26 protein-coding genes, 1 tRNA gene and 1 riboswitch are annotated in these 26,760 nt (G+C 61.1%); of the genes, 18 read left to right on the top strand and 9 right to left on the bottom strand.

Annotated features, from left to right (window positions below; all coding sequences use genetic code 11):
• Window positions 1-23: 23 nt before the first annotated feature.
• On the top strand, window positions 24-815 hold the full coding sequence (locus BFN67_RS00705; RefSeq protein ID WP_080917665.1) for a GGDEF domain-containing protein: 792 nt from the start codon (window positions 24-26) through the stop codon (window positions 813-815).
• 44 nt (window positions 816-859) lie between these two features.
• Here BFN67_RS00705 and BFN67_RS00710 read toward each other — a convergent pair whose 3' ends face one another.
• A complete protein-coding gene (locus BFN67_RS00710) occupies window positions 860-2,683 on the bottom strand; it encodes an ATP-binding protein (protein ID WP_080917666.1) in 1,824 nt (607 codons plus the stop codon).
• A 375-nt stretch (window positions 2,684-3,058) separates the two neighbouring features.
• Between BFN67_RS00710 and BFN67_RS00715 the strand changes: the two genes are divergently transcribed.
• The 9 genes from BFN67_RS00715 to ilvC all read left to right on the top strand — a co-directional run bounded on the left by BFN67_RS00715 (window position 3,059) and on the right by ilvC (window position 12,658).
• Complete coding sequence (locus BFN67_RS00715; RefSeq protein ID WP_080917667.1) at window positions 3,059-4,840, top strand: acetolactate synthase 3 large subunit; 1,782 nt, start codon at window positions 3,059-3,061, stop codon at window positions 4,838-4,840.
• Between the two features lie 72 nt (window positions 4,841-4,912).
• Window positions 4,913-5,485 (top strand): acetolactate synthase small subunit, encoded by a 573-nt coding sequence (gene ilvN, locus BFN67_RS00720; protein WP_080917668.1) that lies wholly within the window; start codon window positions 4,913-4,915, stop codon window positions 5,483-5,485.
• A 23-nt stretch (window positions 5,486-5,508) separates the two neighbouring features.
• Entirely contained in the window at window positions 5,509-6,105 is a 597-nt protein-coding gene (locus tag BFN67_RS00725) for a LysE family translocator (RefSeq protein WP_080917669.1), read from the top strand.
• Between the two features lie 178 nt (window positions 6,106-6,283).
• Window positions 6,284-6,832, top strand: a complete 549-nt coding sequence (locus BFN67_RS00730; RefSeq protein WP_080917670.1) for an NADPH-dependent FMN reductase — start codon at window positions 6,284-6,286, stop codon at window positions 6,830-6,832.
• A 61-nt stretch (window positions 6,833-6,893) separates the two neighbouring features.
• A complete protein-coding gene (locus BFN67_RS00735) occupies window positions 6,894-8,021 on the top strand; it encodes an ATP-dependent DNA helicase (protein ID WP_080917671.1) in 1,128 nt (375 codons plus the stop codon).
• An 88-nt stretch (window positions 8,022-8,109) separates the two neighbouring features.
• A complete protein-coding gene (locus BFN67_RS00740) occupies window positions 8,110-8,850 on the top strand; it encodes a pyridoxine 5'-phosphate synthase (RefSeq protein ID WP_080917672.1) in 741 nt (246 codons plus the stop codon).
• A 116-nt stretch (window positions 8,851-8,966) separates the two neighbouring features.
• Window positions 8,967-10,880: a potassium transporter Kup gene (locus tag BFN67_RS00745; RefSeq protein WP_080917918.1), complete on the top strand. Its 1,914-nt coding sequence runs from the start codon at window positions 8,967-8,969 to the stop codon at window positions 10,878-10,880.
• 91 nt (window positions 10,881-10,971) lie between these two features.
• The gene (locus BFN67_RS00750; RefSeq protein ID WP_080917673.1) at window positions 10,972-11,613 is read left to right on the top strand and encodes a TetR/AcrR family transcriptional regulator; all 642 of its coding nucleotides are present in this window, start codon (window positions 10,972-10,974) and stop codon (window positions 11,611-11,613) included.
• Window positions 11,614-11,638: 25 nt separating this feature from the next.
• Window positions 11,639-12,658, top strand: coding sequence for a ketol-acid reductoisomerase (gene ilvC, locus BFN67_RS00755; RefSeq protein WP_080917674.1), 1,020 nt, complete (start codon window positions 11,639-11,641; stop codon window positions 12,656-12,658).
• Between the two features lie 96 nt (window positions 12,659-12,754).
• On the opposite strand, the gene BFN67_RS00760 is transcribed toward ilvC, so the two are convergent.
• Window positions 12,755-13,228: a BA14K family protein gene (locus BFN67_RS00760; protein WP_080917675.1), complete on the bottom strand. Its 474-nt coding sequence runs from the start codon at window positions 13,226-13,228 to the stop codon at window positions 12,755-12,757.
• Window positions 13,229-13,437: 209 nt separating this feature from the next.
• On the opposite strand from BFN67_RS00760, the gene BFN67_RS00765 reads away from it, so the two are divergent.
• Entirely contained in the window at window positions 13,438-14,178 is a 741-nt protein-coding gene (locus BFN67_RS00765; RefSeq protein ID WP_080917919.1) for an NUDIX hydrolase, read from the top strand.
• Here the strand turns inward: BFN67_RS00765 and BFN67_RS00770 are convergent.
• The 3 genes from BFN67_RS00770 to BFN67_RS00780 are packed head-to-tail and all read right to left on the bottom strand — an operon-like array spanning window position 14,164 to window position 17,354.
• Window positions 14,164-15,372 carry an ABC transporter permease gene (locus BFN67_RS00770; RefSeq protein ID WP_080917676.1) on the bottom strand — a complete coding sequence of 403 codons (1,209 nt, stop codon included), beginning with the start codon at window positions 15,370-15,372 and terminating at the stop codon, window positions 14,164-14,166. The genes BFN67_RS00765 and BFN67_RS00770 overlap by 15 nt on opposite strands.
• The gene (locus tag BFN67_RS00775) at window positions 15,369-16,073 is read right to left on the bottom strand and encodes an ABC transporter ATP-binding protein (RefSeq protein WP_080917677.1); all 705 of its coding nucleotides are present in this window, start codon (window positions 16,071-16,073) and stop codon (window positions 15,369-15,371) included. Before BFN67_RS00775 ends, BFN67_RS00770 begins: the two co-directional genes overlap by 4 nt.
• 6 nt (window positions 16,074-16,079) lie before the next feature.
• Window positions 16,080-17,354 carry an efflux RND transporter periplasmic adaptor subunit gene (locus BFN67_RS00780; RefSeq protein ID WP_080917678.1) on the bottom strand — a complete coding sequence of 425 codons (1,275 nt, stop codon included), beginning with the start codon at window positions 17,352-17,354 and terminating at the stop codon, window positions 16,080-16,082.
• Between the two features lie 103 nt (window positions 17,355-17,457).
• Here BFN67_RS00780 and BFN67_RS00785 point away from each other — a divergent pair, with 103 nt between their 5' ends.
• Together BFN67_RS00785 and BFN67_RS00790 are read left to right on the top strand one after the other, a co-directional pair.
• Complete coding sequence (locus tag BFN67_RS00785; RefSeq protein ID WP_080917679.1) at window positions 17,458-18,384, top strand: PhzF family phenazine biosynthesis protein; 927 nt, start codon at window positions 17,458-17,460, stop codon at window positions 18,382-18,384.
• Between the two features lie 102 nt (window positions 18,385-18,486).
• Window positions 18,487-18,562, top strand: a tRNA-Lys gene (locus BFN67_RS00790).
• A 205-nt stretch (window positions 18,563-18,767) separates the two neighbouring features.
• Here the strand turns inward: BFN67_RS00790 and cobT are convergent.
• The 4 genes from cobT to BFN67_RS00810 all read right to left on the bottom strand — a co-directional run bounded on the left by cobT (window position 18,768) and on the right by BFN67_RS00810 (window position 22,621).
• Complete coding sequence (gene cobT / locus BFN67_RS00795) at window positions 18,768-19,778, bottom strand: nicotinate-nucleotide--dimethylbenzimidazole phosphoribosyltransferase (protein ID WP_080917680.1); 1,011 nt, start codon at window positions 19,776-19,778, stop codon at window positions 18,768-18,770.
• A 24-nt stretch (window positions 19,779-19,802) separates the two neighbouring features.
• The gene (gene cobS / locus BFN67_RS00800) at window positions 19,803-20,561 is read right to left on the bottom strand and encodes an adenosylcobinamide-GDP ribazoletransferase (RefSeq protein WP_080917681.1); all 759 of its coding nucleotides are present in this window, start codon (window positions 20,559-20,561) and stop codon (window positions 19,803-19,805) included.
• 74 nt (window positions 20,562-20,635) lie between these two features.
• Window positions 20,636-21,061 carry a DUF1636 family protein gene (locus BFN67_RS00805; protein ID WP_192856740.1) on the bottom strand — a complete coding sequence of 142 codons (426 nt, stop codon included), beginning with the start codon at window positions 21,059-21,061 and terminating at the stop codon, window positions 20,636-20,638.
• Window positions 21,062-21,093: 32 nt separating this feature from the next.
• Window positions 21,094-21,293: riboswitch (cobalamin riboswitch) on the bottom strand.
• 128 nt (window positions 21,294-21,421) lie between these two features.
• Window positions 21,422-22,621, bottom strand: a complete 1,200-nt coding sequence (locus BFN67_RS00810) for a winged helix-turn-helix domain-containing protein (protein WP_080917682.1) — start codon at window positions 22,619-22,621, stop codon at window positions 21,422-21,424.
• 314 nt (window positions 22,622-22,935) lie between these two features.
• Here BFN67_RS00810 and BFN67_RS00815 point away from each other — a divergent pair, with 314 nt between their 5' ends.
• Genes BFN67_RS00815 through nuoE form a run of 5 tightly spaced genes read left to right on the top strand, consistent with a single transcriptional unit; the run spans window position 22,936 to window position 26,748 of the window.
• Entirely contained in the window at window positions 22,936-23,301 is a 366-nt protein-coding gene (locus tag BFN67_RS00815; protein ID WP_080917683.1) for an NADH-quinone oxidoreductase subunit A, read from the top strand.
• The gene (locus tag BFN67_RS00820; protein ID WP_080917684.1) at window positions 23,292-23,873 is read left to right on the top strand and encodes a NuoB/complex I 20 kDa subunit family protein; all 582 of its coding nucleotides are present in this window, start codon (window positions 23,292-23,294) and stop codon (window positions 23,871-23,873) included. Before BFN67_RS00815 ends, BFN67_RS00820 begins: the two co-directional genes overlap by 10 nt.
• A 5-nt stretch (window positions 23,874-23,878) precedes the next feature.
• Window positions 23,879-24,481, top strand: coding sequence for an NADH-quinone oxidoreductase subunit C (locus BFN67_RS00825; protein WP_080917685.1), 603 nt, complete (start codon window positions 23,879-23,881; stop codon window positions 24,479-24,481).
• Window positions 24,482-25,672, top strand: coding sequence for an NADH-quinone oxidoreductase subunit D (locus tag BFN67_RS00830; RefSeq protein WP_080917686.1), 1,191 nt, complete (start codon window positions 24,482-24,484; stop codon window positions 25,670-25,672).
• Window positions 25,672-26,748, top strand: a complete 1,077-nt coding sequence (nuoE, locus tag BFN67_RS00835) for an NADH-quinone oxidoreductase subunit NuoE (RefSeq protein ID WP_080917687.1) — start codon at window positions 25,672-25,674, stop codon at window positions 26,746-26,748. The genes BFN67_RS00830 and nuoE overlap by 1 nt, the downstream gene beginning before the upstream one ends.
• Window positions 26,749-26,760 lie beyond the last annotated feature (12 nt).

Raw genomic sequence — 26,760 nt, forward strand, 5'->3', positions numbered from 1 at the left:
GACAGGTCTCTATTGGGTTTTCGATGCGTTTCCACCCGGCGGAATCGGCATTCTTTGTCTTTATCATCGTCATCCTCGCAGCAGGCGTGGTGACTTTGCATGCCTATGACTATTTGCAGACCATACCTGCCGGCGCGGTGGATCCGATCGGCGGCGCAAGAGTCGCCTATCTCAACAGGCTGCTTTCGGCCATTGGCGTGCTGGTGGCGACGGCCTTGTTCTTTGGCGTCTTCTTCATCTATCCGCTGATCCGCAAGCAGGTGAGAGAAGAAAAAAAGCTGCGCGCCATGACTGTTTCGCTCAGCGCGCGCTCGGAAACGCTGGAACACGCGGCTCTGACGGATGCCCTGACAGGCATGCAGAACCGGCGCTATTTCGATGATGCGTTGCGCGAATATATCGGGGAGTTCAAGCGTATCGGCAGACCAGTCGGGCTGATGATCCTCGATCTCGATCATTTCAAGCAGGTCAACGATACTCATGGTCACGATGTAGGCGATGACGTGCTGAAGGCGGTCGCCAAATGCCTCAAGGGCATGACACGTTATCACGACGTCGTCGCCCGCCTGGGGGGCGAGGAATTCGCCGTCGTCACCCCCAACATGGACGCCGAACCGTTGGCCAGGTTCGCCGAGCGCATCCGCAACGCGGTTGCCGGCATGGCGGTGATGTCGGGCAATGTCCGTCTCAGGATCACTACCAGTGTCGGCCTGGCGGTCTGGGACGGCAAGGAGCCGGCGGAGGATTTCTATCGCCGCGCCGACAGGCAGCTTTACGAAGCCAAGCGGATGGGGCGTAACCGCGTCTGCGCTTGAGTGGGGTCGGCGTCGTCGGCGTCAGGAACGAATGCTTATGTTGTTTAATCGCCTTGCTGGCGCAAGCCAAAGGTGGATGGTCTCAATCCATAGCGCTGGTCGAAGTCTTCATCGGGCTGGAGACGAGGCATGGCAGGCCGGTGAAAGCCGGGATCGCCTGCCTGCCGTGCAATGCCGGAGGGCTCGGCGGAACTGAATGTGGGCTGCGGCTTCGGCACATTGCGCAGCCGTTCCACGATTGCGAACAGATCGACGTCTGGGCTTGAGGCACCGGCGTCAGGATTTGCGCTTTGTGCGGAGCCAGGCAGCAAGGCGGCGTCGAGTTTCTCGAATTTCAGCCGCATCGTGGTAGCCACACCTTCGCCGAAAGCGATGGCTTCACGCTGGCCGATCGAAGACAGGAATGTCAGTGCCGACGCGGAAGAATCCGCTATCGCGGAGCGGATGATCTCCTGGTCGTGTTCGTTGGCGAGTCGCATGGCGAAGAAGGTCGAGCATTGTGACAGGATCGTCGGGTCGAGTTCGCCTGGCCGTTGTGTGACGATGCCGAGATAGCAGCCATACTTGCGCCCTTCCTTGGCAATGCGGGAAAGGGCATGCCGGGTCGGGGCAAAGCCGCGCCGCGCATCGGCCGGCATATATCTGTGCGCTTCTTCGCACAGCAGGAGAAGTTTCAGCCGACCCTCGCTCCAGACGGCTAGATCGAAGGCGAGACGCGCCAACACCGAGCACACCGAGTTCACCACTTCCGAAGGCAGGCCGGCCATCTCGAAACAAGTTATCGGACGGTCGTTCATCGGAATTCGGAATATATTGCCGATCGTCTCGTGGATCGTGTCCTCGATCAGGCGCGAATTGAACATGAAGCGATAGTTCGGATCGGACGCGGCTTGTTCGATGCGCGATTTCAACGATTTCAGCGCCGGGCGTTCATTTTTGCTTTCCAACAAACCAATCCGCTCGTCGATAAGCTTGATGAGGTCGGCGATCCGGTAAGGCACGGGGGAGTCGGTGGTCAGGCTATCTGCGCCGCGACGCAAATAGGCGCCGGCATTGGGATTGCGATAGAGCGATTTGGCCGCCGGAATTAGATCGCGCAGGATGTCGGTTTCCTCCGGCGGCGCTTCGCGGCCGCGAAACAGCACTTCCGCAAATTCCTCCAGCCGAAACAGCCAGAACGGCAGGTCGAGGTTCGACGCATCGATCGTTACGCAGTGCTCCGGCAGTGCCGCTGCAAACTCATTGTGTGGGTCGAGGATCAGAACGCGAAGGTCCGGCCGCGCCGTCACCGCCTTGCGCAACAGTAAGGAGACGGCAGTCGATTTGCCGACGCCGGTGGTGCCGACAATGGCGAAGTGGCGCGACAGCGTGTCATCGATGGCGATGTTGGCGTTGATTTCCTCGTCCTGTGACAAAGTGCCGATCGTGATGGTTCGGCGCCCGGCAAGGTCGTAAACGGCTTGCAGATCGCGCGCGCGGATACGATGCGCGATGGCGCCGATATGAGGATAGGTGGCGATGCCTCGGTCGAACACCGGGTTTGCTTCCGGCGTCGCGCCGTCGCGCACTTCGCCAACGAGTTCGACATGCACTTCGATCGGATTGGTGGATTCCTCGATCCAGACGTGGTCCGGCTTGGCGATGGCATGGACCATGCCGACGATGCGTGAGGTGCCAAGATTGATCGAGATCATCCTGCCGACTGACCAGCGACCGGTGATCGGGCTGTCCCCCTCGCTGGCATAGGCGGCGATGACGGCGCGCGCGCCGTCGCACTGCACGATATGGCCCAGTATGCGCCGGTCGTCCTGGGCGACGTCACGGCGTTCCTGTGATGTGGCTTCCGAAGCCTCGCGTTGAATGAACATGCAAATTGTCCCCGGTCCCTGCGGATGATCTAGCGGATCCGCGTTAAAGCGGGGTTTGGGGGGATGGTTTAAGAGCAATTAAGCAAAAGCAGCAAATCCGGGCAGTAGCCGCGATGGGCTGACGGCGCGCTGAATTCACGACGCATCAAAACAATGAAGTCCGTTGACAGAACTTGCATCTTGCCCTTACTGTCCGCGCCCATGAACAGGAAACTCATTCTCGTAGTAGGAAAGCGCGTGGGCAAGGCGGTGTAACCGCCGGGCGAAATCCTCCCATGCGCTGCACAGGCTCCCTTCCGGGGGCCTTTTTTATTTCCGGAAACAAGACTAGACGAACCAAATGCCTGAGTTGGCGATGAAAGACGGAACGGACCGATGAGCAACGGACAAAGTGAACGGCGCGAAATGACGGGCGCCGAAATGGTGGTGCAGGCGCTGATCGACAATGGCGTCGAGCATGTCTTCGGCTATCCGGGCGGCGCGGTGCTTCCGATCTATGACGAGATTTTCCAGCAGGATCAGGTGAACCACATTCTCGTTCGCCATGAGCAGGGCGCCGGCCATGCTGCCGAAGGCTATGCGCGTTCCACCGGCAAGGCGGGTGTCATGCTGGTGACATCGGGACCGGGCGCCACCAATGCGGTGACGCCATTGCAGGATGCGTTGATGGATTCCATTCCGCTTGTCTGCATCACCGGGCAGGTGCCGACGTCGCTGATCGGTTCCGACGGCTTTCAGGAATGCGATACGGTCGGCATCACACGCCCTTGCACCAAGCACAATTGGCTGGTGAAGGACGTCAACAACCTGGCCAAGACGCTGCATGAGGCATTCCATATCGCAACGACCGGTCGTCCGGGTCCGGTGGTGGTCGATATTCCAAAGGACGTGCAATTCGCCAAGGGCATCTATGTCCCGCCGCAGACGGCGCCGCGCACCAGCTATCATCCGAAGGTCCAGGGCGATCTCGACCGTATCAAGCCTGCCGTCGAATTGATGGCAGGCGCGAAGAAGCCAATTCTCTATACCGGTGGCGGTGTCATCAATTCCGGACCAGAGGCCAGCCATCTGCTGCGCGAACTGGTCGAACTCACCGGCTTTCCCATCACGTCGACGCTGATGGGGCTGGGTTCTTATCCGGCCTCGGGCAAGAACTGGCTCGGCATGCTGGGCATGCACGGCACCTTTGAAGCCAATATGGCCATGCATGATTGCGATGTGATGGTGTGCATCGGCGCGCGCTTCGACGATCGCATCACCGGCCGGCTGGATGCCTTTTCGCCGAACTCCAAGAAAATCCACATCGACATCGATCCTTCCTCGATCAACAAGAATGTTCGTGCAGATATCGGCATTATCGGCGATTGCGGTCGGGTGCTCGAAGATATGGTGCGGCTGTGGCGCGCCACCGTCAAATCCGACAAGAAGGCGCTTCATCCTTGGTGGGAGCAGATTGCACGCTGGCGGGCGCGCGATTCGCTTGCCTATAAAACCAATCCCGATGTCATCATGCCGCAATACGCCATCGAGCGGCTGTTTGAACTGACAAAGGGCAAGGATACCTACATCACGACCGAGGTCGGCCAGCACCAGATGTGGGCGGCGCAATATTTCCATTTCGACGAACCGAACCGCTGGATGACTTCCGGCGGCTTGGGGACGATGGGATACGGCCTGCCGGCGGCGCTCGGCGTGCAGATCGCTCACCCGGATGCACTGGTGATCGACATTGCCGGCGACGCTTCGGTGCAGATGACCATTCAGGAAATGTCGGCGGCGGTGCAGCACAACGCGCCGATCAAGATTTTCATCCTGAACAACCAGTATATGGGCATGGTACGCCAATGGCAGCAATTGCTGCATGGCAACCGGCTATCGCATTCCTACACCGAAGCCATGCCGGATTTCGTCAAACTGGCGGAGGCCTATGGCGGCCACGGCATACGCTGCGAGAAGCCCGGTGAACTGGACGATGCTATCCGTGAGATGATCTCGATCAACAAGCCGGTACTGTTCGATTGCCATGTCGCGGCTCTGGCCAATTGCTTCCCGATGATCCCTTCGGGCAAGGCGCACAACGAGATGTTGTTGCCTGACGAGGCGACCGACGAGGCCGTGGCCAACGCCATCGACGCCAAGGGCAGGGAACTGGTTTAGACCGTTGATTGGCGCCGGCGAAGCCGTGCAGAATCAGAATGTTAGCGAATAAAATCAAGATCGAGAATCAACATGAATGCACAGCTTCAGCCGACCGGATCGGCCTATTTCATAGCCAAGGAAACACAGGCGTCGGAAAACCACACGCTTTCGGTTCTGGTCGACAACGAGCCCGGCGTTCTTGCCCGCGTCATCGGCCTGTTTTCCGGGCGCGGCTATAACATCGAGAGCCTGACGGTTTCGGAAACCGAGCATGAAACGCATCTGTCGCGCATTACCATCGTGACCAGCGGCACGCCGCATGTATTGGAGCAGATCAAGCATCAGTTGGAGCGCATCGTTCCGGTTCATCGGGTCGTCGATCTTACCGTGCGTTCGCGGGAATTGGGGCAGGAACGGCCGCTGGAGCGGGAATTGGCGCTGATCAAGGTATCGGGGACCGGCGATGCCCGCGTCGAGGCGCTTCGCCTTGCCGACGCCTTTCGCGCCCATGTCGTGGACGCCAACACCGAGCATTTCATTTTTCAGATCACCGGCAAGAGTTCGAAGATCGATCAGTTCATCGCCATCATGCGGCCGCTGGGCCTGATTGAAATTTGTCGCACCGGTGTAGCTGCCATGAACCGCGGCGGGCAGGGCATGTAGCGGCCTTCAATGTGGTTTTTGCCATGTCTTCCGAAATGTTGGCTGCATTGTTGGTTTATGCCTTCGTAACCTCAATCACGCCGGGACCTAACAACTTGATGTTATTGACGTCCGGGGTCAATTTTGGCTTCGTTCGTTCGGTCCCGCATATGTTGGGAATTGGCATCGGTTTTGTTGTGTTATTGTTGGCGGTCGGCTTTGGCCTCGGTGCGGTGCTGATTGCGTTTCCTGTCCTGCATACGGCGCTGAAGATCGCCGGAGGCGCCTACCTGCTTTACCTTGCCTGGAAGATCGCCATGGCGCGCTCACTGGACGCCGGAGGCGATAGCGCGGCTCGACCGATGGGCTTTTTCGACGCCGCGGCATTTCAATGGGTCAATCCGAAAGCCTGGGTGATGGCGGTGACGGCCATGGCCGTCTATAGCAATCCGCAGCGCCCTTTTCTCTCCGTCTTCCTGATTGCGGCCGCCTTCGGCATCGTGAATTTGCCCAGCGTTTCAGTGTGGGCCGGCTTTGGCACCGCTCTGCGTGGCTTCCTGTCGGACCCGATCCGGCTGAAACGGTTCAACATCGCCATGGGCATTCTTCTGGCGGCAACCTTGTGGCCGATGCTGCAATAGGCGGTTCGAGCCGTGACGGGCGCAGGTCTTCTTGCATCGGCACGGAAAATCCTTCTTGCGGAGGGCGTGGCAACTATTTCCGCTGCCGACGCGTTGATGATCGCCTGACCGCGCGCCGCCCACGCCAAGCCCTCTCAGGGCCGCATCATAGATCGAGACCCTTATTCAGGAGACTGTCATGACCACCATAGCCGTTCTCGTCGGAAGCCTGCGCAAGGAATCCTTCAGCCGCAAAACCGCACGCGCCATCGCCAAGCTGGCACCGGGACCAGAGTTCGATTTTCTCGATATCGGCGCGGTCTCCTATTTCAATCAGGATCTGGAGGCGAATCCACCGGCTGACTGGACGGCATTTCGCGAGCGCATTTCAGCGGCCGATGCGATCCTGTTCGTCACCGCCGAGTATAATCGTTCGGTGCCTGGTGTGCTCAAGAACGCGATTGACGTCGCGTCGCGCCCATACGGGCAGGGTGCCTTGCTGAACAAGCCTGCGGCGGTCATTTCGACGTCGATCGGCGCGATCGGCGGGTTCGGCGCTAATCATCATCTGCGGCAGTCGCTGGCTTTCCTGAACATGCCTGTCATGGCGCAGCCCGAAGCCTATATCGGCAACGCCGCCAGCCTGTTCGACGACAAGGGCGAACTCGTCAACGAGGATACACGGGAATTTCTCGCCAATTTCGGCAAGGCTTTTCTCTCATTCATCGAGCACAACAGGCAGAAGTAGCACATCTGTCTTCGACTTCCGGCATCTTGCCCTTGCCGAGCGAATCCTGTCTTTCGATGCAATGGAATTTTCTCCGCAACAGGATGAGGCGCTCAAGGCCGTCGCGAAATGGCTGAAGGCCGGGAAGCCGCAGATCTTCAGGCTGTTCGGCTATGCCGGTACCGGCAAGACCACGCTGGCGCGCTACTTCGCCGAGCATGTCGATGGCCAGGTGCAGTTCGCCGCCTTCACCGGCAAGGCCGCGCAGGTGCTGCGCTCCAGGGGTGCGGTCAATGCGCGCACCATCCATTCCCTGATCTACCGGCCGCGCGGCGAGGAGGCGGTCGAGGACGAAACGACCGGCAAGACGTCGATCAATCCGACCTTTTCGCTCAATCGACAGAGCCCGATTTCCAGGGCCGCGCTGGTCGTCATCGACGAGTGCTCGATGGTGGACGAGCAACTGGGGCGCGACCTGATGAGCTTCGGCACGCCGATCCTGGTGCTTGGAGATCCCGGCCAGTTGCCGCCGATTTCCGGCGGAGGGTTCTTTACCGAGCATGAACCCGATTTCCTGCTCACGGAAATCCATCGGCAGGCGCGCGACAACCCGATCATCCAACTGGCGCTCGATGTGCGTGAGGGGCGCGAATTCATGCGCGGCGATTATGGCACCGCGCGCGTGATCGGCAAGGATGAGGTGACGCAGGATCTGGTGATCGATGCCGATCAGGTGCTGGTCGGCACCAATCGCACGCGCCGGCGCTATAATCGCCGGTTACGCGAACTGAAAGGTTTTACGGCCGACTATCCGCAAGCCGGCGACAAGCTTGTCTGCCTGCGCAACGACCCGGCCAAGGGGCTGCTCAATGGCTCGCTGTGGAAAGTGATGACCGCATCGCGCGAAACGGTGAAGCCCGGCATCAATCTGCTGGTATCGCCGGAAGAGGACGATCCGGATCGCGGCGTCGCCAAGATCAAGCTGCTCAAGGCGGCTTTCGAGGACACGGATGCCGAAATCTCGTGGCAGCAGAAAAAGCGCTTCGACGATTTTGACTATGGCTATGCGCTCACCGTGCACAAGGCGCAGGGCTCGCAATGGAACGATGTCGTGCTTTTCGATGAAAGCTGGGCTTTCAAGGATAATCGCGAACGCTGGCTCTATACCGCGATCACCCGTGCTGCCGAGCGGCTGACAATCGTGCGGTAAGCGATTGCTGAGGCTGGAATACCGAAATCCGCTATCCGTACCCACCAAAGACGCTATAGAGGCGTTGTGAAATATCCGGGAGGCAAGGGTGCCTGCGAAACTGTCGGTCAATCTCAATGCCATCGCCATGCTGCGCAACCGGCGCGACCTGCCATGGCCAAGCGTGACCCATTTGGGGCGCATTGCGCTTGGCGCCGGCGCGCATGGCCTGACCGTCCACCCAAGGCCCGATCAGCGGCACATACGCTTTTCCGATCTTCCCGACTTGCGTGCGCTGATCGACGATGAATTTCCGCAGGCCGAATTCAACATCGAAGGCTACCCTACGGACGACTTTCTGGCACTTGTGGAAAAGAGCCAACCGAACCAGGTGACGCTGGTGCCTGACGATCCCGCTCAGGCGACGTCGGATCATGGCTGGGATTTCGCGAAGCAGGCCGCATTCCTTTCGCCGGTCGTCAAGCGGTTGAAGAAAAACGGACTGCGCGTGTCTCTGTTCGCAGACGCCGATCCGGATGGGGTGGGCGCCGCGCGAGATACCGGCGCTGATCGTATCGAACTCTATACCGGCCCCTATGGCGGTTTCCATTCCGATTCAGAAAAGGCGGCCAAAGAATTGGAAAAGCTCGGAAAAACCGCCGATGCCGCGCGGGCCGCAGGGCTTGGTGTCAATGCCGGGCACGATCTCGTCGTCGCCAATCTGCCGGCGCTGTCCAGGCGCATTCCCGATCTGGCGGAAGTGTCGATCGGGCATGGATTGACGGCCGATGCGCTGGAGTATGGCATGGCGGAGACCGTCAGAAGATTCCTCCACGCATGTGGTTGGTGATAATGCGGGCAACCTAGGGTCCTGACCCTAGCTGTCGCGTGCATGTCTCAATCCCGAGGCACTTGATATTGCGTTGCAGCAAGAGTAGAGCACCGCGCTCTAACGGAGTGTCGCCCATGGCGTTTGCCGGGAACGATGGTGAGGCAGGGCCTGTCGAGCAGCCGAGCCAAGGCGAGGCGGCGCAGCACAGCACCAAGGTTTTGATGATCGGTGCGCTGGGCGTCGTCTATGGCGATATCGGCACGAGCCCGATCTACGCCTTCCGCGAGGCCCTGCATGCCTCCGGAGACACGTTTATCCGCGAAGACGTGCTGGGCGTGCTGTCGCTGATCCTCTGGGCGCTCACCATCATCGTGACGGTGAAATACGTCGCCTTCGTGCTACGCGCCGACAATAAGGGCGAGGGCGGCACGCTATCGCTGATGGCGCTGGCACGCACCGCCTATCCTGCCGGCTCGAAGGCGATACTCGTCATCGGCTTGTGTGGAGCGGCCCTGTTCTTCGGCGATTCGGTCATCACCCCGGCCATTTCCGTCCTTTCGGCCGTCGAAGGCATCGAGGTGGTAACGCCGACCTTGGATGCCTATGTCGTCCCGATCACGCTGGTCATTCTGGCGCTGCTGTTCTCGGTCCAGAAATTCGGCAGCGGGCGCGTGGCGGTTGTTTTCGGCCCGATCATGGCGATCTGGTTCCTGATGATCGGCCTGGCCGGCCTTGTGCACATCTGGGACGACCCGTCCGTGCTTCTGGCGGTCAATCCGTATCACGCCGTCATCTATTTGTTCAACGAACCGGACGTGGCCTTCATTACGGTTGGCGCGGTGTTTCTGGCCGTCACCGGCGCCGAGGCTCTTTATGTCGATCTTGGCCATTTCGGGCGGCGGCCGATCGTTCTCACCTGGTTCTCGATTGTCTTTCCGTGCCTGCTGCTGAACTATTTCGGGCAGGGCGCCTATGTGCTGTCCCGTGGCATCGTCCCCGACATGCCCTTTTTCGAGATGCTGCCTTCCTGGGGAATCGCGCCGATGGTCGGGCTGGCAACCGCAGCCACGGTGATCGCCAGCCAGGCGGTGATTTCGGGCGCGTTTTCGCTGACCCGGCAAGCCGTGCAACTCAATCTTCTGCCGCGCATCGAGGTCCAGCATACGTCAGAGATGCAACTCGGCCAGATTTATATGCCGCGCGTCAATTTCATCATCGCCGTGGCGGTGATGCTGCTGGTGGTCGGTTTCGGCAGTTCCAGCGCTCTGGCCTCGGCCTACGGCATTTCCGTCACCGGTGAGATGCTGATGACGACCTTCCTGCTGTTCGTCGTGATGCGCTGGATGTGGAAATGGCAACTTGCAGGCGCGCTCGCCCTGGCAATCCTGTTCGGCGTCATCGATCTGGGCTTCTTCTCGGCCAATGTCGTCAAGATCGCGGAAGGCGGCTGGGTTTCGATCACCGTCGCCTGCGTCATGGGGCTGATCATGGCGACCTGGATCAGGGGCAGCCGCTATCTTTTCGACAAGACGCGACGCAATGAAGTGCCGCTTGATTTCCTCGCCGGAAATCTGCTGAAGAAAAAGCCGCAACTGGTAGCCGGCACCGCCGTATTTCTGACCAGCGATCCGACGAGCGCGCCGACGGCGCTGATGCACAGCCTCAAGCACTACAAGGTTCTGCATGAGCAGAACGTCATCCTTTCGGTCGTGACGGCGCCGCAACCCACCGTGCCGGATGCCGAGCGGGTCAAGATGGAAACCATCAATCCGCTTTTCATGCGGGTGTCGCTGACCTTCGGCTACATGGAACAGCCAAATATTCCGCGTGCTCTGGCGATCTGCCGCAAGCAGGGCTGGAAATTCGACATCATGACGACGTCGTTCTTCCTGTCGCGGCGCTCGCTGAAGGCATCGCCCAATTCGGGCATGCCGACATGGCAGGACAAGCTCTTCATCGGCCTGGCGCGCTCCGCGGCCGACGCCACCGAATATTTCCAGATTCCGACGGGGCGCGTGGTGGAAATCGGGACCCAGGTGGCGATCTGACCGGTCTTTCCGGCTTGCCATGAGGCAGGCAATGCGCCATAGACGATCAGAACCGTAACGTACGGTACTCTGATTTGAGGCGTATAGGCAGATGGCCGACACCGCAGAGATGGGAGAACTTACGCCGCGCCAGCGCGATGTGCTGGACACGGCCTTGCGTCTTCTGGTGGAGGAGGGCGACAGCCTGACCATGGCTGCGGTGGCGCGGCGGGCAAGCTGCTCCAAGGAAACACTCTACAAATGGTTCGGCGATCGCGACGGCCTGCTGACGGCGACGGTCCAGTGGCAGGCCTCCAAGGTTCGCGTCGTGCCGGTCGATCAGAAGAAGCTTGATCTCGTTTCCCTGACCGAAAGCCTGGAGGGCTATGCCCGCGACTGGCTGAAGGTGATTTCGAGCGACACGTCCGTCGCCCTCAACCGTGTCGCGATCGGCCATGCGGGATCGGGCAAGGACAATCTTGGCGCCATCGTTCTCGACAATGGGCGCTTCGCGCTGGCCAAGCGGTTGAAACCTGTTCTCGATGCCGGCAAGCGCAGCGGACATCTTGTCTTCGAGGACGCGGAGACGGCGTTTCGCACATTTTTCGGATTGGTGGCGCGCGATGTGCAGATCCGGCTGTTGCTTGGCGATTGGCCCGGCCTGACCGAAGCCGCGATCGAAAGCGACGCCATCCGCGCCACACAGCAGTTTCTCGCCCTCTACGGGGCCAGGAAAGACCAGCAAGTTCAGTGAAATTCAAACACGGGAAGGACAGGAAATGCGTGTCTATTACGATCGCGACGCCGATCTCAATCTGATCAAGGGCAAGAAGGTTGCCGTCATCGGCTACGGTTCTCAGGGCCGCGCCCATGCGCTCAATCTCAAGGATTCCGGCGCCAAGGAGATCGCCATCGGCCTCAAGCCGGGTTCGGCGACCGCCAGGAAGGTCGAGGCCGACGGGCTCAAGGTGATGAGTGTCGCCGAGGTGGCGAAATGGGCCGACCTGATGATGATGGCGACGCCCGACGAACTTCAGGCCGATATCTACAAGAATGAGATTGCGCCGAATATCCGCGACGGCGCCGCAATTGCCTTCGCGCACGGCCTCAACGTGCATTTCGGCCTGATCGAGCCCAAGAAGACCATCGACGTGGTGATGGTGGCGCCGAAAGGTCCCGGCCATACGGTGCGCGGCGAATACCAGAAGGGGGGCGGCGTGCCATGCCTGATCGCGGTCGATCACGATGCCAGCGGCAACGCGCACGATCTGGCGCTGTCCTATGCCTGCGCCATCGGCGGCGGCCGTTCGGGCGTCATCGAGACGAATTTCCGCGAAGAATGCGAAACCGACCTGTTCGGCGAGCAGGTCGTGCTGTGCGGCGGCCTGGTCGAACTGATCCGCGCCGGTTTCGAGACGCTGGTGGAAGCCGGCTACGCGCCCGAAATGGCCTATTTCGAGTGCCTGCACGAAGTGAAGCTGATCGTCGACCTGATCTACGAGGGCGGCATCGCCAACATGAACTACTCGATCTCCAACACGGCCGAGTGGGGCGAATATGTTTCCGGCCCGCGCATCATCACCGCCGAGACCAAGGCCGAGATGAAGCGCGTCCTGAAGGATATCCAGACGGGCAAGTTCACCTCCGAATGGATGCAGGAGTACAAGTCCGGCATGGCGCGCTTCAAGGGCATCCGCCGCCTGAACGACGAGCATGAGATCGAGCAGGTCGGTGCGAAACTGCGCGGCATGATGCCGTGGATTGCCAAGAATCAGTTGGTCGACAAGGCCAAGAACTGATTTTTCAGATCGGGTTCTGGTTTATTTAACAAGAAAAACCGGCGGAGCGATCCGCCGGTTTTTGTGACCCTCGTGGGGGCCGATCCCGCATATTCTTCAATAAGGCGAGCGGCACTGGCGCCGCGGGCCGTGATAGGGCTGGAAGGTGTTGTCGTAGGCGCGGTAGCTGCGATAGTGGGCATAGCACCAGCGAACATGGGCACTGCCCCGATGGACGCGACGTGGCCGATAATAACGGTCGTTGTAGTAGTACGGGGCGCCAAGCCCGAACGCGCCGAGGCCGAAATAGATTCCGGAACCACCATGCCAATGGCGATGCCGATAATGGCGCCTATGCCAGCGGTGGCCGCGCCAGTGGTGTCGGTTGTACGAATGCCGCCGCCAACGGTGGTGATCGTTGCCGCCGGCCCAACTGTCGCGCACGGGAACGATCTGCGCGGGCGTGCTCGCGGCCGGAACCGAGGGCACCGGTTGCGATATGGGGCCGGCTACCGCGGGCAGGGACAGTGCGGCCGTCAGCCCGAATGCGGCCAGGCCGATTTTGAACGAATGAGAAAAGAGCGGTTTCATCGTCACTCTCCAGAAATGCGCGCCCCCGCACATATCCATTTCATACTGGGGCTTTGTGCCTGAACGTATGATGAACGTTTCGGTTCCCGCGGCAAGCCGATGCAACACGCTTGTGCGTTTCGCTTCTTGTTTTCTTTTCTGCGAGCAGGCAAACGCGGGTGAATTCCTCGGGTGGGCAGGGACACGCCAAAGGCATGAGATATCCGGATATGGCAAAATTCGAACTGCCGCGTGCCACGGTTGCACCGGTGACATCCGTAGACGTTCGGCTGGATTGTGGCCCGCATCCGTTTGAATTGGCGAATGCGGATGCCATAGAGGCGAACTGGCAACAGGAACATGCCGCCAATCCGCGTTTGTTCGATGGCACGACGGTGCTTCTTTCCGAACTCGTTCTGGATCGTGAAGGCCGCCTGGCCGGGCGTTGCCATGCCGTGCGCTTCGCCACAATGCTCTATTGGCGCAAGAACAAGGGCAGCCCGGATATCGAGCATTGCTACGCCCACGCGGCGCTGGTCTCGGCGGATGGTGCGCTTGTCGCCATCAGGATGGGCCGGCATACGGCCAATCCCGGCCGGGTCCATTTTGCCGCCGGCTCGTTCGAGCCGGATGATTTCGTCGATGGACGTGTCGATGCGCACGGCAATATGCAGCGCGAGGTGATGGAGGAAACCGGGCTCGACATCACCTGTTCACGCCGCGAAGCCGATTATCACATCTATTCCGAAGGCGGCTCGACGGTGTTGTTCCGGCGCTACTGGCTGGACGAGGCCGCCGATCCCGTGGCCGCAAAAGTTGCGGCCTTCGTTGCCGCCGAAAACGATCCTGAAATCGAAGGGCCGGTGATCATTCGTGGCCCCGATCCGCTGCCTGAAGGCACGATGGACCACATGGCGGCCATCGTGCGCTGGCATTTCGGCACGCGCACTGCGCCATCATTCGTGCCGTAGCGCATCGATCGGATCGAGGCGAGCGCCGCGCAAGGCAGGGAAAAAGCCGAACACCATGCCGATCAGGGCCGAGAAGCCGACAGCCAGCAGGATCGTTGCCGGACTGGGGGCAAACGGAATGGCGAGCGTCAGTGACGCTATGCCGGCGAGGGACAGGCCGAGCAGCACGCCGATAATGCCGCCGAGCAATGACAGAACCGTCGCCTCGACCAGAAACTGGATGAGAATGTGCTTCTCATGCGCACCGATCGCCAGCCTGATGCCGATCTCGCGGGTGCGTTCGGTGACGGAAACCAACATGATGTTCATGATGCCGATGCCGCCGACCAGCAGGCTGACACCGGCGACCGCGCCCAGCATGCCGGTCATCGTCGTCGTCGCCGAGGCCATGGCATCGGCGATCTGGGTCATGTCGCGGATGGAGAAATTGTCGTCCTGGTCAGGCGTAATGCGGCGGGTATCGCGCAAAATGCCCTCGACACGGGGCAGAAGCACTGTCGTCGGCGTCGTCTCGTCTGCCGCGACATAAATGGATTCGATATCGCGATTGCCGGCAATGCGGCGCTGGTAAGCAAGCAGCGGCATCAGCACGACATTGTCCTGATCCTGTCCAAACCCGGTAAATCCCTTGGGTTCAAGCAGGCCGATCACCTTGCAGCCGGTGCGGTTGACACGGATCATCTGGCCTTCCGGATCGCCTGCGCCGAAGAACTGCTGGCGCACCGTTTCGCCGATCAGGCATACGCCTGTGCCGCTACGGGTTTCGGAATCGGAAAAACTGCGGCCCGACGCAAGCTTCCAATCGCGCGCCGCCAGATAGTCGGTGGTGGTGCCGGTCACTCCGGCGACGAGGTTCTGGGTGCCGAAGACGACGCGAACCTGCTTTTGCGAGGCCGGCGCAATGGCGCGTGCGCCTGAAAGATGCTTCACGAGCGCCGCGACGTCGCGGTCGTTCAGCGGGCGCACCGGGTTGCCGTTGGCGCTCGGCCCGCCCGCACGGCCGGAGCGTACCACCAGCAGATTCGAGCCAAGCTTGGCGATATCGCTCTTGACCTTCTGCGTCGTGCCGGACCCAATCGTCAACATGGCGATGACGGCGGCAACGCCGATGACGATGCCCAGAAGCGTTAGGAACGAGCGTAGCGCGTTTCGGCGCACCGAGCGTAATGCCAGGCGAACGGTTTCCCAGATCATCCCGCTTTCTCCTTGTTCAGCGCCATCGATTCCACATTTCCGTCGAGGAAATGCACGGTCCGCTGAGCGTAGTCCGCGATATCCGCCTCATGCGTGACCATGACGATGGTGAGGCCCAATTCCCGGTTGAGGCGCGTGAGCAATTCCATGATCTCGTGACTGCGCGCGGTATCGAGATTGCCGGTCGGTTCATCGGCAACGAGCAGTGTCGGTCGGCTGACGATGGCGCGCGCGATCGCCACGCGTTGCTGCTGACCGCCGGAAAGCTCCGCCGGCGTATGATGTTCGCGCCCTGTGAGGCCGACCTCGGCAAGCGCGCGCATCGCCAGTTCCCTGCGTTCGGCGGCGGCAACGCCGCGATAGATCAGCGGCAGCTCGACATTTTCGGCCGCCGTTGTGCGCGGCAGCAGATTATAGCCCTGGAAAACGAAACCGATATAGAGATTGCGCAGGATAGCGCGGCGATCACGATCAAGCCGCCCCGCATCGACGCCCATGAATGCGTAGGTGCCGGCGCTCGGCGTGTCGAGACAGCCGATGATGTTCATCGAGGTCGATTTGCCGGAGCCGGACGGCCCCATGATGGCGACGAATTCGCCCGCCGGGATGACGAGATCGACGCCGGCAAGCGCGTTGACCCTGGCTTCGCCCTCGCCATAGGTCTTCCGGACCTTGTCAAAGGTAATGAGCGGCGGCGCCATGGCGGATCAGCTCCGCTGCTGTGAAGCGGTAATGACCTCGTCGCCTTCGGCAAGCCCCGATACGATCTCGGTCAGTTCGCCGTCCGTGGCGCCTGTCCTGACCTGAACGGCATGGGGGCTGCCGTCTTTGAGAATGTAGAGCGTGCGCGAACCATCCGCAGGCGGTCGTTCCGTTTGCGGGCGGCGACCGCGACGAGGGCGGCCGGTGAACATGTTCAGAAAACTGAACCCGCGTTCGCGCATCTGCGGCGGCTTATAGCGGAAGGCGGTGGAAGGCACCGACAGAACATCCTTGGCCTGCCGGGTCACGACGGAGACGGTTGCCGTCATGCCGGGGCGCAAAAGCATTTCATCGTTGGCGACGTCCAGCCGCGCATCATAGGTCACGACACCGTCGGTCGTGACGGATGCAAAGGAAATGTCACGAATCCTGGCTTCAAAGGGGCGATCCGGAAAAGCATCGACGGTGAAGCGGGCATACTGGCCGGGCTCGACGGCGCCGATATCGGCCTCGTCTATGGCTGCCTTCAGTTCCATCTTCTTCAGGTCCGCGGCGATGACGAACAGGACCGGCGCCTGCAACGACGATGCGACCGTCTGGCCGGGATCGACCGAGCGGGTCAGGACGATGCCGTCGATGGGCGCGTAAATGGTGCTTTTGGCAAGGTCTGTCTGCTGTGCCTTGAGATCGGCATTGGCAATGGCGAGATTGGCTTCGGCACTATCGAGCGCCGCCTTGGCCCTGTCCCTGGCCGCCGTTGCCGTATCGAGAGCCTGTTCCGCCGCCATGCCCCGTTTGGCCAGGGCAGCGGTGCGTGTCAGCGCCTGTTCGTTCTCCCGCAAGGTGACTTGGGCATCCTCGACATTGCCTTCCGCGGCCCTGGCCGATGCCTTTGCCCGCTCGATCTGAACCTGCAACTTGGTGGTGTCGAGTGCGGCAAGCACGTCGCCCTTCCTGACCTCCTGGTTCTCGTCGACCGCGACGGAACGCACGATGCCGGACAGTTCGCTCGATATATCGACCTGGGTCAGCGGCTGCAGCGTGCCGGTGGCCGAGACTTCGACTGTGAAGCTCGCCTTGGCCGCGGGGGCGGTTGTATATTCGACCGAATTGCCTGACTGACCATACCACAGGTAACCGGCGGCGATTGCCGCCAGAAGAAGTATAGCGGCCAGCACATAGGACCACAGGCGGTGACGCCTGCGGCCTTTGCCGCTCAGTCCAAGGGAGGCTTCGACGGCGGCGGTTTCCGCTGTTGGCGGATTGACAAGTTGGTCCATGACGGACCCCTATAAGGCTAAAGCGTCCCGATCGTTGCACAAATCGGCCGTCATGATCGGGATTTCAAATTAAATTTTGCTCATCTTCGGGACAGGAGCAGCGGTGCGCGCAAGAAATTACCAGCTTTATGACGTTTTTACCAAGGACCGGCTGGCCGGAAACCCGCTTGCCATCGTGCTCGATGCAGATGGTCTGGACACGGATGCGATGCAGCGCATCGCGCGCGAGTTCAGCCTGTCCGAAACGGTTTTTGTGTTGCCGCCGAAAAGCGAGAGGCATCGCGCGCGCCTGCGCATCTTTACGCCCGATTACGAAATGCCGTTTGCCGGCCATCCCACCGTGGGTGCGGCGGTGGCGCTGGCAGAGGCGGGGGAGCCCGCGGAGGCGAAGAGGGGCAATCAGGCCGGCATCTTCGTGCTGGAGGAAAATATCGGCCTCATCCGCTGCGCGGTGAGTCGGCAGGGCAGCGCAACCTTTGCCGAGTTCGACCTTGCAAAACTGCCGGAACCATTGAAGCTGTCGGCCGATGGCGAGGCGGTTGGCGCGGCCCTTGGCCTCGGCCCGCATGAAATCGGATTCGAGAATCACCGTGTCGCGTTCTGGTCGGCCGGTGTTCCTTATGTGACGATCCCGGTCGCCGGTCTCGATGCTGCCGCAAGGGCAAGGCTGGACAATGAAGCCTGGGCCGATCTCGCGCCGAAGAAAAGCGAATTGGCCTATGCCAGCCCTTATGTCTATTGCCGCGAGACGGTGCACAAGGACAGTGCTTTTCATGCCCGCATGTTCGTGCCGGGAAACCCTTCTTATGAAGATCCTGCGACCGGCTCGGCGGCAGCGGCCTTCGCCGGCGCCATCATGCATTTCGATCGTCCCGGCGACGGCATGTCGCGCTTCTGGATCGAGCAGGGGCTTGAGATGGGGCGACCTTCCCGAATTAGGCTGGAACTCGACGTCGAGGCGGCAAAGCTGGCCAGCGCCCGCATCGGCGGTCATGCTGTTAAGTTCGCCGAGGGGCAGTTGTTTCTGTGACGGCAATCAATTCGGGGAATTGTGCGGAAACATTCATGCGGGGCTGGACAGCGCCAAAACCGGCGGTTATATGCGCCCCACGGTCGGCGCTGCCGGTCGCGTGGGTGTGTAGCTCAGTTGGTAGAGCAGCTGACTCTTAATCAGCGGGTCCACAGTTCGATCCTGTGCACACCCACCATAGATTTTTCCAGCAGATGAGATTTTCAGCGGTTCTCCAAGGAACGTTGCTTGCACCGTGCCGTTCATCCCGAAAGGGAGAATGCCGATGAAAACGCCTGGCCGACCCGGCCCCATGCCGAGCCCATTTCCTGATCCGCAGCCGGATCAGCAGCCACCGCCGGCACCGCCGCCTCATCCCGCGCCGGTGCCGCCGGTCAGATAGGCTACTCCTGCGATACGCCGGCTTCGGCGAAGCTTGCCATACCGGCGTGGCATTCCAGTGCCGAGCGTACGACGTTGACCGCGAGGCAAGCCCCGGAGCCTTCGCCCAGCCGCATGCCGAGATCGAGCAGGGGAGCAAGGCCGAGCGCTTCCAGCAGGCTGCGATGGCCAGCCTCGGCCGAAACATGCGCGGCGAGCGTGTGGGCGAGGCCTTCGGCATGAAGCTCGGCCAATGGCGCTGCCGCAGCCGTGCAGACGAAACCGTCAAGCAGCACCGGCACATTGCGGTGGCGCGCCGCCAGCACACCGCCCAGAATTGCCGCGAGTTCGCGCCCGCCAAGACTGGCCGCAACGCGCAGTGGGTCGGAAAGCGCCGCTGCGTGGCGGCTCAAACCTGCCTCTATCGCCGCGATCTTGCGGCGCAGGCCGCTATCGTCCACGCCTGTCCCGCGCCCGGTCCATTTTTCGGCGCCACCGCCGAAAAGTGCGGCCGAAATCGCCGCCGCAGGGGTGGTGTTGCCGATGCCCATTTCGCCGAAACAGACGAGATCGGTGTCCTCCGTCACTGCGTGATAACCGGTGGAAACCGCGGCGAGGAAGGCGTCGTCGTCCATGGCCGTGCCGGTCGTGAAATCGCCGGTCGGGTGTTCGAGGTCGAGCGGGATCACGGCGAGTTGCGCCCCTGCGATGCGGGCAAGCTGGTTGATCGCAGCACCACCGCCGGCGAAATTGGCGACCATCTGGACGGTGACTTCGGGGGGAAAAGCCGAGACGCCTTGCGCGGTAACGCCGTGATTTCCGGCAAAGACGAACACTTTTACCTGCTCCAGCCGGGGCATGTCGCGGCCCTGCCAGCGCGCCAGCCAGGCGGCGATTTCCTCCAGCCGGCCAAGGCTGCCTTGGGGCTTGGTCAAAATGGCCTGGCGGGCGGCGACAGCCTTGGCCGAGGCGTCGCTGCCGGATGGGAGATCAAGGCATGACGAGCGTAATTCTTCGAGCGATTTGAAAGGCATGGGGCGGCAATCTCCGAAACAGAGTCAAGACAGGGAAACGGACGCAACGAGCAGCACGGCGATCTCTCCGAATTGCTGGAGCGCGCCTGCGGCATCGCCGGTATGACCGCCGATCTGAGCGCGGCAGAACGCCTTGAAGGCGAGAAAGATCAAGCCGAGCAGAACGATTGCCGCAACGGCTGCGCCAATCCCGAGGAAGAGAAGGGCGGCGGCACCGAGCGCGAGGCTGATCGTCGCGGTTTGCGATGAAACGATCCCGATGGTTGCGGAAAGACCGTCATCGCGCGCCGGCGGCAATTGCCGCAGGAAGGCGCCGAACGTGGCGCGCGAGGCGCAATGGGCCGCGACAAGTGCCGCCAGAACCTCACCGGGGCCGGCGAGTTGCGAGAGCACGCTCCAGCGGATCAGCAGTGACAGGCCGAGAGCGGCGGCGCCATATGCGCCGATACGGCTGTCATGCATGATTTCCAGCTTGCGCTCGCGCGTCCTGCCGCCGCCAAAACCGTCGGCGATGTCGGAAAGGCCGTCCTCGTGCAGGCAGCCGGTGGCGACGATCATGGCGGCAAGCGCCAGGGCGGCGGCCGGTCCGGCCGCAACGCCGAAGCGGGCGGCGATCGCATAGGCGACAGCGCCAAGTATCGCGACGACCAGTCCGACGATGGGCGCCGCCCAGATGGCATCGGCCAGTTTTCTTTCACGGAAGTCGATCACCGGCAGCGGCAGCCGCGTAAAGAAAACGAGGCAGAGCGCGACATCGCGAAAAATGGTGTTGCTCCGATTCATTTCATGCCTTTCGAGTCGGAAAAGACACGGCGGTACTGGTCACGTAGGCGGTGGGCGTGGTCATAAGCTGACCTTCAACGCATCGGGGGAGGGATACGGGCGACAAGACCGCGCTTGAGGCAATCGGGGCGGTCGCGCCAGGGCAAGATGCCATCGGTGGACATAGCGAACAGTTTTGCTCCCGCGACAAGATCGCTGCCGCTTTGTGGCGTCAGATCGCCGAAGACATAGCTCCAGCAGCCATCGCGCAACAACGCGGCGGACAATCGGCGCTTGCAATTGCCAAGGCACTCGACAGTGCGGATGTCGATGTTTTCTTGCGCGGCGGCGTGGCGAGCATCCTCGGCCAGCAACTCGCCGGCGCTCGGGCGTGCGTCGGAACCGGTGGCGTCGCGGCAGGTGGTGCAGACGACGATCGTCACATCCGGCGCCATGACGCGGGGCGGGGACAAACCATCCGCCGCTTCAGCCGAAAAACCGCCGTCTTGGTCCAAAACCATACTCCATGCCCGGAAACCCGCCGGGCGATCGGATTTGTCTGTTTGGGATGGCAGGTCTCCTGGCTTGCGAGTCGTCGCCTCATGCCGCCTTCCCAGGAAAATCCCAGTGGTTTCCGGCCTTGGCTCGTCGCCTACAGTTGCGGGACAGCCGCGGATTTGGGCTTTCGCCCGCACCGCATTCCCTTTTAGCCTCTCCGTTTGCCGAGAGAGGACCATCCGGCGCGGATTTAGGCCGAGGGCGCTTGCGCTGTCAACGCGCGGTTACGACATGGCGATGTCGGCCTGAGCATCGGACTGAAAAGTCGAATCCGGTTTTCGGATTACTCCGATGCCCTCGAAAAATGGCGGAGCACTGTGCATTCAATGGAACGCATGGCGCTTCAACAGAGAACCGAGGTCGCCAGCGGGCGTGATCTCGATCCGCTCGAGGCCCAGCCAGTCACGCATGCGCTTCAATTCCTCGAACAGTTCGGCGGCTGTGTCGGGCGGAGCGTCCGGTTCCGCATAGGCGGCGTGGACGCGCAGGACGCCGGCAGGCCGGTCCGCCTTGAGGTCGACACGGGCGACGATCGCTTCATTCAGCAGGAAAGGCAGGACGTAATAACCATACTGGCGCTTTTGTGCCGGCGTATAGATTTCGATGCGATAGCGGAAGCCGAACAGGCTTTCGGCGCGGCTGCGCTCGAATACCAGCGGATCGAAGGGCGCGAGCAGGGCTCGTGCCTCGATCTTGCGCGGCAACCGCGCATCCCTGTGCAGAAAGGCCGGCCTGTTCCAGCCCTCGACGCTAACCGGCAGCAATTCACCGTTCTCGACCAGTTCGTCGATGCCGCGCTTCGTGTCGGCGGGCGAAAGGCGGAAATAATCGCGCAGGCAGGCATAGGTGGCGATGCCATGTGCCTTCGCCGAAATGCGCAGCAGTTCGCGGTGTGCGTCCTGCGGGGAGGGGGTGGGCAGGTCGAGCACCGCCTGCGGCAGCACGCGCTCGGGCACATCATAGACGCGCTCGAAACCGCGCCGATAGGCGGTGGTGAGACGACCGGCCCAGAACAGCCATTCGAATGCGTGCTTGGCCTCGCTCCAGCCCCACCAGCCGCCGCTGCCCTTGTGGCCATCAATGTCGGATGCGGCAAGCGCGCCGCGTTGCATGACCTCATTATAGATGGTCTCGATCGGTGCCTTGTTGGCTTCTGCCCAGCGAGCGAGGCCGGAATAGATGTCCTGTCCGCACGCGGCGCGCTCCATGCGCCAGCGCATGAGCGGGTATGTCGTCACCGGCAGATAAGATGCCTCATGCGCCCAATATTCAAAAAGCGTGCGCTTGCGTGTCAATGTCGCCTTGTCGAGCAGGGCGAGCGGGTAGGGGCCGAGCCGGGAATAAAGCGGCATGTAGTGCGCGCGTATCACGGCACTGACCGAGTCGATCTGGAACAGGCCCGTTCTTGCAAGAACGCGCGCCAGATGGCGCCTGTCCGGCGATCCGGAAGGTGCCGGGTCGGCGAAGCCCTGTGCGGCCAGGGCGACGCGGCGAGCCAGGCCAAGTGAAAGTTTTTCCTTCATGGGAAGCGGCTGGATTTCCGACTGTGGCGACGATTCTTCAACATCATAGCAGGCGATGACCGGTTTCGATGTCAGGAGAATAAGTGGAGTAAAAAGTGAAGGAAATCAAAAGCCGGTGTACTGGAGCCGTTTTCCTGTCTCTGCTTCCACCGACGACTTTTTTTGAACAAGGTTTGACTTGCTTCGCCGAAACCACTGCGCTAACCCTCGCCGCGTTGCAGCATGGGCCTAAAACGGTTTAGCGACGTTGTCGCATTTGCCTTCGGACCGATGCCGGGCATGGGGCGGATAGGCCGCCAACGGAAAGTCGCAACATGAATGCTCTGTTGAGTTCATATCTGCCGGTGGTCATTTTTATCGGCGTGGCGCTCGTCGTCGGGCTCGCCCTTCTGGTCACGCCTTTTCTGGTCGCCTACCGCAATCCCGATCCGGAGAAATTGTCGGCTTACGAGTGCGGCTTCAATTCCTTCGACGATGCCCGCATGAAGTTCGACATCCGCTTCTATCTGGTGTCGATCCTGTTCATCATCTTCGACCTGGAAGTGGCGTTCCTGTTTCCCTGGGCGGTTTCCTTCGGTGAGATCGGCATGCTCGGCTTCTGGTCCATGATGGTATTCCTGGCGGTGCTGACCATCGGCTTTGCCTATGAATGGAAGAAGGGAGCGCTGGAATGGGATTGAGCGACAATTCCGGTACGCTCGTCGCGCCGAAACCCAAGGGCATCATCGATCCCAATACCGGCCGGCCGGTCGGATCGGACGATCCCTATTTCCTTCAGATCAACGATGAGCTGGCCGACAAGGGCTTTCTGGTCACCTCGACCGACGCGCTGATCACATGGGCGCGCACTGGGTCGCTGATGTTCATGACCTTCGGTCTCGCCTGCTGTGCCGTGGAGATGATCCATACCTCCATGCCGCGCTATGACAGCGAGCGTTTCGGCGTCGCGCCGCGCGCCAGCCCGCGCCAGTCCGACGTGATGATCGTGGCCGGCACGCTGACCAACAAGATGGCGCCGGCGCTGCGCAAGGTCTACGATCAGATGCCCGAGCCGCGCTACGTGATTTCCATGGGTTCGTGCGCCAATGGCGGCGGCTATTATCACTACTCCTATTCGGTGGTGCGCGGCTGCGACCGCATCGTGCCCGTCGATATCTACGTTCCGGGTTGTCCGCCCAGCGCCGAGGCGCTGCTCTACGGCATTCTTCTTTTGCAGAAGAAAATCCGTCGGACCGGCACGATCGAACGGTGAGCGTTATGAGCGAAGCACTCGGCGATCTCGCCGCGCATATAAAGACCAGCCTGGGCGATGTCGTTCTCGACAGCGTGCAGGAATTCGGAGAACTGACGGTACGGGTCGCGCCGGGGGATATCGTCGAGATTGCGACGTTCCTGCGCGATGACGAGCGCTGCCGGTTCGTCTCGATCATCGATGTTTCGGGCTGCGATTATCCTAATCGCGCGCAGCGTTTCGACGTCGTCTACCATCTTCTGTCGCCGACCAAAAACCTGCGCATCTGCGTCAAGGTCCATGCCGACGAGGAGACGCTGGTGCCCTCCGTTACCGGTGTGTGGCCGGGTGCCGACTGGTACGAGCGTGAAACCTACGACCTTTATGGCGTTCTGTTTTCCGGTCATCCCGATCTGCGCCGCATCCTCACCGATTACGGGTTTGAAGGTTATCCGCTGCGCAAGGATTTTCCGCTCACCGGCTTTGTCGAGGTTCGCTATGACGACGAGGCCAAGCGCGTGGTCTATGAACCGGTGGAATTGAAGCAGGAATTCCGCAATTTCGATTTCCTTTCGCCGTGGGAAGGTACGGATTACGTGCTGCCGGGCGACGAGAAGGCGAAACAGTAAATGGCTGAAACTTCCGTCCGTAATTTCAACATCAACTTTGGCCCGCAGCACCCTGCTGCGCATGGCGTGTTGCGTCTTGTGCTTGAGTTGGACGGCGAGGTGGTCGATCGCGTCGATCCGCATATCGGGCTCTTACATCGCGGCACCGAAAAGCTGATGGAGCACAAGACCTATTTGCAGGCCGTGCCCTATCTCGACCGGCTCGATTATTGCGCGCCGATGAACCAGGAACATGCCTTCGCGCTGGCCGCCGAGCGGCTGCTCGGCATCGAGGTGCCGAAGCGCGGCCAGTTGATCCGCGTGCTTTACTCCGAGATCGGCCGCATCATGTCGCACATTCTCAATGTGACGACGCAGGCCATGGATGTCGGCGCGCTGACCCCGCCGCTGTGGGGCTTCGTCGAGCGTGAAAAGCTGATGGTGTTTTACGAGCGTGCTTCCGGTTCGCGCATGCATGCGGCTTATTTCCGGCCCGGCGGCGTGCATCAGGATTTGCCGCAGCAGTTGATCGAGGATATCGGCCGCTGGATCGACCCGTTCCTGAAATCGGTCGACGATCTGGATGTCCTTCTGACGGAAAACCGCATCTTCAAGCAGCGTAACGCCGATATCGGTGTCATCTCGCTGGAGGATGCCTGGGCCTGGGGCTTCTCGGGCGTCATGGTGCGTGGTTCGGGCGCCGCTTGGGACCTGCGCAAGAGCCAGCCCTACGAATGTTATGCCGAGATGGATTTCGACATTCCGATCGGCAAGAATGGCGATTGCTACGACCGCTATCTCATCCGCATGGAAGAGATGCGCCAGTCGGCGAAGATCATGCGCCAATGCGTCGATCTGCTGCTCGGCAAGGAATCGGTCGGTCCGGTTTCCAATCTCGACGGCAAGGTGGTGCCGCCGAAGCGTGGCGAGATGAAGCGCTCCATGGAAGCGCTCATCCACCACTTCAAGCTCTACACCGAGGGTTACAAGGTGCCGGCCGGCGAGGTCTATGCGGCGGTGGAAGCCCCCAAGGGCGAATTCGGCGTCTATCTCGTGTCGGACGGCACCAACAAGCCTTATCGCGCCAAGCTGCGCGCGCCGGGTTTTGCCCACCTTCAGGCCATGGATTTCCTGTGCCGCGGCCACATGCTGGCCGACGTCACCGCCATCCTCGGTTCCCTCGACATCGTCTTTGGTGAGGTCGATCGCTAATGAGTGTCCGCCGTCTCGCAGAACCGGAATTCCAGCCCGCCGACTTCGCCTTCAACAAGGCGAACGCGGCGGCGGCGAAGAAATGGATCGCGAAATATCCGAAGGGCCGGCAGCAGTCGGCGATCATCCCCTTGCTCATGCTGGCGCAGGATCAGGAGGGCTGGGTGACGAAGGCGGCCATCGAATCCGTCTGCGACATGCTCGACATGCCCTATATTCGCGGTCTCGAAGTTGCGACCTTCTATACGCAATACCAGTTGAAGCCTGTCGGCACGCGCGCCCATATCCAGGTCTGCGGCACCACGCCCTGCATGCTGCGCGGCGCCGGCGAATTGATGGATGTGTGCCGCTCGAAGATCCATCCCGAGCAGTTCCATACCAATGAGGACGGAACGCTTTCGTGGGAGGAGGTCGAATGCCTTGGCGCCTGCGTGAACGCGCCGATGATCATGGTGTTCAAGGATACCTATGAGGATCTGACGCCGGAGCGGCTTGCCGAGATCATCGATGCGTTCGAGGCCGGCAAGGGCGACACCATCGAGGCCGGCCCACAGATCGATCGATTCTATTCGGCGCCACAGGGCGGCTTCACTTCGCTTGCCGACGAGAAGGCGGTTCTGAAGTCGACTCGCGCAAAAGCGACAGGCGTGGCCAAGGCCGCACAGGTGCCGCCCTCCAAGGCGGCGCGGCACAAGACGGATGCGGCCGAAACGAATGAGGCGGTACAATCGCCTTCGCCGGTCAAGGCCAGCGCGAAAGCCGAGAAGGCGGCCGGCACGGCCAAGCCGTCGCTCGATCACAAGGACCGCCCCAAGGGTATCGATAAACCAACGGCGGTGGACGATCTCAAGCTGATCTCCGGGATCGGGCCGAAGAACGAGGCGATCCTGCACGAGCTCGGCATCTATACCTTCGCGCAGGTGGCTTCGTGGAAGAAGGCCGAGCGGGGCTGGGTCGATGCCTACCTCAATTTCCACGGCCGTATCGAGCGCGAGGACTGGGTGAAGCAGGCCAAGGCGCTCGCCAAGGGCGGCGTGGCCGAGTACACCCGTGTGTTCGGCAAGAAGCCGGTCTAAGGAGCGAGAAAC

It is taken from the genome of Manganibacter manganicus, assembly GCF_002075885.1.
Taxonomy (GTDB): Bacteria; Pseudomonadota; Alphaproteobacteria; order Rhizobiales; family Rhizobiaceae; genus Mesorhizobium; species Mesorhizobium manganicum.